The 3,816-nt window shown below is 47.8% G+C and carries 4 protein-coding genes and 1 pseudogene; all 5 read left to right on the forward strand.

What is annotated here, in order from left to right; translation table 11 throughout:
• Positions 1-221, forward strand: a 221-nt coding sequence (locus F0155_RS23750) for a hypothetical protein (RefSeq protein WP_204934607.1), incomplete at its 5' end; no start/stop codon positions are given.
• Positions 222-306: 85 nt separating this feature from the next.
• On the forward strand, positions 307-1,125 hold the full coding sequence (locus F0155_RS22930; RefSeq protein ID WP_150526893.1) for a hypothetical protein: 819 nt from the start codon (positions 307-309) through the stop codon (positions 1,123-1,125).
• Positions 1,126-1,127: 2 nt separating this feature from the next.
• Positions 1,128-1,619 (forward strand): DUF4150 domain-containing protein, encoded by a 492-nt coding sequence (locus F0155_RS22935; protein WP_150526894.1) that lies wholly within the window; start codon positions 1,128-1,130, stop codon positions 1,617-1,619.
• Positions 1,616-2,737, forward strand: a complete 1,122-nt coding sequence (locus F0155_RS22940) for a DUF2169 family type VI secretion system accessory protein (protein ID WP_150526895.1) — start codon at positions 1,616-1,618, stop codon at positions 2,735-2,737. The genes F0155_RS22935 and F0155_RS22940 overlap by 4 nt, the downstream gene beginning before the upstream one ends.
• A 147-nt stretch (positions 2,738-2,884) precedes the next feature.
• Positions 2,885-3,816 (forward strand): annotated as a pseudogene (locus F0155_RS22945) (hypothetical protein); the annotation flags it as partial.

Consider the following 3,816-nt stretch of genomic DNA (forward strand, 5'->3'; position numbering starts at 1 on the left):
CGGCTGCTCCTAAAAGGCCAAGCCAAAATCATTGGGTTTTTGCGGGTGTCCAGCTAGGGTTGTATGAAGCTGCGTGCATAATGGAGGAGGTGCCTTATACAAAATTTGTTGTCATCATCGAGAGGGAATATATGAGAAAGTATTTTAGCAGCATAAAGACACCAAACATGCTTATAAGGCGATCTCCATTTAAGAAAACGCCTACTTGGAAGAATGGGTAATTTTATGTATTTGGTTGTAGTGAAGAGTGACCAGGTAAACGACATCGTGGAAAAGTACTCGCAGTACACGAACCTAACCTTTTCCATGCGTGAGATTGATAGTTTTGCCGCTTATGATTTTTCTGACGGGACATTCTTTACACAGGCGCAAGATGGAATACTTTTATCCGATAACAATTATCCGTTCCCCCTGAAAATAGTTCGAAACTTTGTTCTTGCGAGTAATGCGCCGCTCTCTTTTATGCACATTGAAGATGGAATGATGCTCGAAGTGTTGCCGGCGACCTCAAAGCCGACCAAGTCTCAACTTGATAATTTTACGATCACATGTGGTGAGAGTTTAAACGACTTTGTTACCTATGTTTCGGCACTCCTTGAGTTGCCTGAAGTGGAGGAAGAGGATGAAGATATTTACGAAATTGCGCATGCATTTGCTTTTGAAAAGGTGGTAACCCTGCATTCATTGGGTGATCAGTTTGAAAAACACAAAATCGCAATCGCGATGCCTTCTCCAATAGATGAAACATTCAAATCAGACAAAGAAAAATACAGAAAAATAACAAATAACTATGGTGAAGTGGCATATGTAATAATCGGAAATACATTCTATATAGTATTTGACGAAAAATTCGAGGGTATTTCCACTCCCGGATCTGCGAATTTATTACATGCGTACAGTGGGGAGTTGGCTACGTTTTACAACGCGGATGAGGAGATGCTCCCAAATAGAGAAGACGTTGTTAAAATAGCAAGAGGACTATGTAGTGCGAAAGTGCCGCTTATTTTGCTAGATATAGATGACAATTCGCTTGAGCCGGGTGCACAAGAGCACGGCTATTGGCAACAAAAATTTACTTATGACGGGAAACAGGTTGTTGAAGCGCCTGATTTTTGGGAACCATAGAAATGAGTAAAGCGCCTTCCCCGCATTCTGATGAAGATGGGTATGAGTTGTGCGACTATCCGAGAGACCCAGGCCAGCAACACTCTGGTGGGTGGTCAGGGCGCGAACTGGCCCGCGTAGAAAAGGCTTACGTCGTTTCTATATCGCCCGATGTATGCTTAACGCCTATCGGAAACAGCGTGGTTCCCATCCCATACTCAATTGTTGCAAATCCCGCTGACGACATGCAACCGGTAAATTCTGTAAAACTTGGGGGGCGGAAAGCATACAACATGGCAACAAAAATAGTGAAATGTAGCGGTGATCAGCCGGGTACAAAAAAAGGCGTAAAATCCGGAACTGTGGGAGACGTGTGCGAGCCGAAGGAGCATGCGCCTAGTATTAGATTTGAGGGAAAGTACGCCATCCGAAATCGCGAGATCTTTTGGATGAACAGCAAGAACACAATTGGTGAACTAATTTTCCAAAAAAGCCTTGATACTCACTGGACATGATGGACTTGATAAATGACGAGGGGCTTTCTGCAATAACCTTTCGTCAAATGCGGGCTGGAACTGGTGAAATGATGGGAGTGATTGTCGTTCGTGGCACCTTCCACATTTATCCCGGACATCCTCTGATATTTGCGGAACCCCAAGATCCCATCCAATTGGAGGACAGATATCTCGGTGATCCACATAACACCCCACTTATTCGATGCTCTGATCTTGTTCCCCATAAACCAAAAGCCGACCTAACGTTAATCGGATGGGCAGCAAAACCGAGGCACTGCAATCAAAACAGGTGGCGAAGCGGCTTGGTATTCGTCGGAAATTCCCATGCATTTGAGGTATGTGGCAATCGTGATTGGCGGTTTGTTGATGAACAGCATAGTGGCGAGTTGAATAGGCGTGGAAAATGGTTGCTAAGTGACCCGGACGATGCGGTTGCTGTTAAGTTATCATGGGAAAATACCTACGGCGGGGTGTTTCCAACTGATGAGGACGGTGGGACCGATGTTATCCGTGAGAATCCTCTTGGTTGCGGATGCATCCATCCGAGCCTTAGTCCACAATCGAAATCGCTACGAGCTCCGAATATTCTGAGGCCTGACGATCAGCTTCCCGCAAGTGGTGAATACTACGAGCCTTATGGCTGCGCACCCGTCTCCCCCTGGTGGAGACAACGGCAGCAATACACGGGGACTTACGATCAGGCTTGGTTAGATGAAGTACATCCTCGATTGCCTATGGATTTTGACTATCACTTCTATCAGTGCGCACCGGAGCATATGATCTACGCCAAATACTTTCAGGGAGGGGAGGCTGTTAGTCTGATTCACCTTCGTCAGGACTTCCCGAAAATTGACTTTACCCTTCCAGAGTATCGCCCTGTTGCCCGTGTTCGTAGGATGACGAACGAAGTTATTGAACTCAACTTGAACCTTGATGGTTGCCATATCGATTTAACCGAGAATCCAGCAAAAGTATTTTTAACTTGGCGGGCATGGCTGCCCTTTAGTCCCGAGATACGGTCATTTGACCTCAAAATTGAAAATTTGGGACTCTTAATCAAGCAGCGCGCACTCGTCGGTGAATTGACTCCGCTCAATGGTGTCACGCCATGGGGTTGAACATTGTAAAAATGCTCCGGGGATGCGCCGGGAACAGGCAAGGGGGTGAAGTCCGGCACCGTTGAAAGCGTGTGCCATCCAAAGGAGCATTCATCGTCGGTGCGGGCGTGCGGCCAATATGTCATTCGCCACAATGACGTTTGGTACATGAACAACAAGAACACAGTCGGAAAGCTGACTTATGTAAAAGACACCGAAGTCGATCAGCTTACGCCGCCGATTTATCATGCGGACAAGGATGATGGCGCTCCAGGTGAAGCACCTTCACCTGTAATAATGAGCGATGCATCACCAGCCCCTCTGGTCCCGGGTGAAAAATATGCATTTCTGGATACTGGCAATCCGCAACCCGCTCCTGACATCAAGATCCCCGGAACCGAACCAAAGACAGCCCCTTCAAATCCGCCGACCCGAGAAGTTCCAAAAGTTCCGAACAACAACAATATAGGCCCGGCAAAAAATGTGCGCTGGTGGTCGAGACTGCTTCCCTGGTTGGGAAGGGCATCTCCGGCCGCAGCGCAAGGGGCCCTTGCTGGCGGTGTGGGGTATATCGGTGTCAAGAGGGCCGAAGGTTTAGCCGATGCCTATAACCCGATGACAGGTGAAATCGGTCCCAGGACGCCGTTTTTCGGAACGTCAGTCGAGCGCCTTATGCGAGAGGATCGTCTGCGGCTTCAGCAGCAGTTGGAACAGGCCCGCAAGGACATTGAAACACAGACCCAGCTTGAGGAAGAGAAAGACACCGTTCCGCAAACCGGACTTTCTCCTGAAACTGCGCGGGTGTCTAGGGACGAAGATCCAGAAGAAGACAAATGCCAACACAGAACAGGCCGGTATGGAAGTTTGAAATGTCCATTAGGTCAACAAGCGCACCACATAGTACCGGACTATACTTTGAGATATGGAACTAGGGCCGAGGGAATGAAAGGTCTAAAGCGCATACCTGGTTTGCCGTCATTTCGTGATGGACCGGCCGTGTGCCTAATAGGACATGCAAAAACAGCTGGGAGTGAACATAGTATTGAGAGGTGGCTCGGCAAAATTGGGCGTTTCAATAAGTGGAATTTCTGCCTGAGATC

It is taken from the genome of Roseibium sediminis, from assembly GCF_008711325.1.
Classification (GTDB): Bacteria; Pseudomonadota; Alphaproteobacteria; order Rhizobiales; family Stappiaceae; genus Roseibium; species Roseibium sediminis.

Coding starts and splice junctions, on each gene's coding strand:
- F0155_RS22935 (WP_150526894.1), top strand. CDS start 1,128: ATGAGTAAAGCGCCTTCCCCGCATTCTGATGAAGATGGGTATGAGTTG.
- F0155_RS22940 (WP_150526895.1), top strand. CDS start 1,616: ATGATGGACTTGATAAATGACGAGGGGCTTTCTGCAATAACCTTTCGT.
- F0155_RS22930 (WP_150526893.1), top strand. CDS start 307: ATGCGTGAGATTGATAGTTTTGCCGCTTATGATTTTTCTGACGGGACA.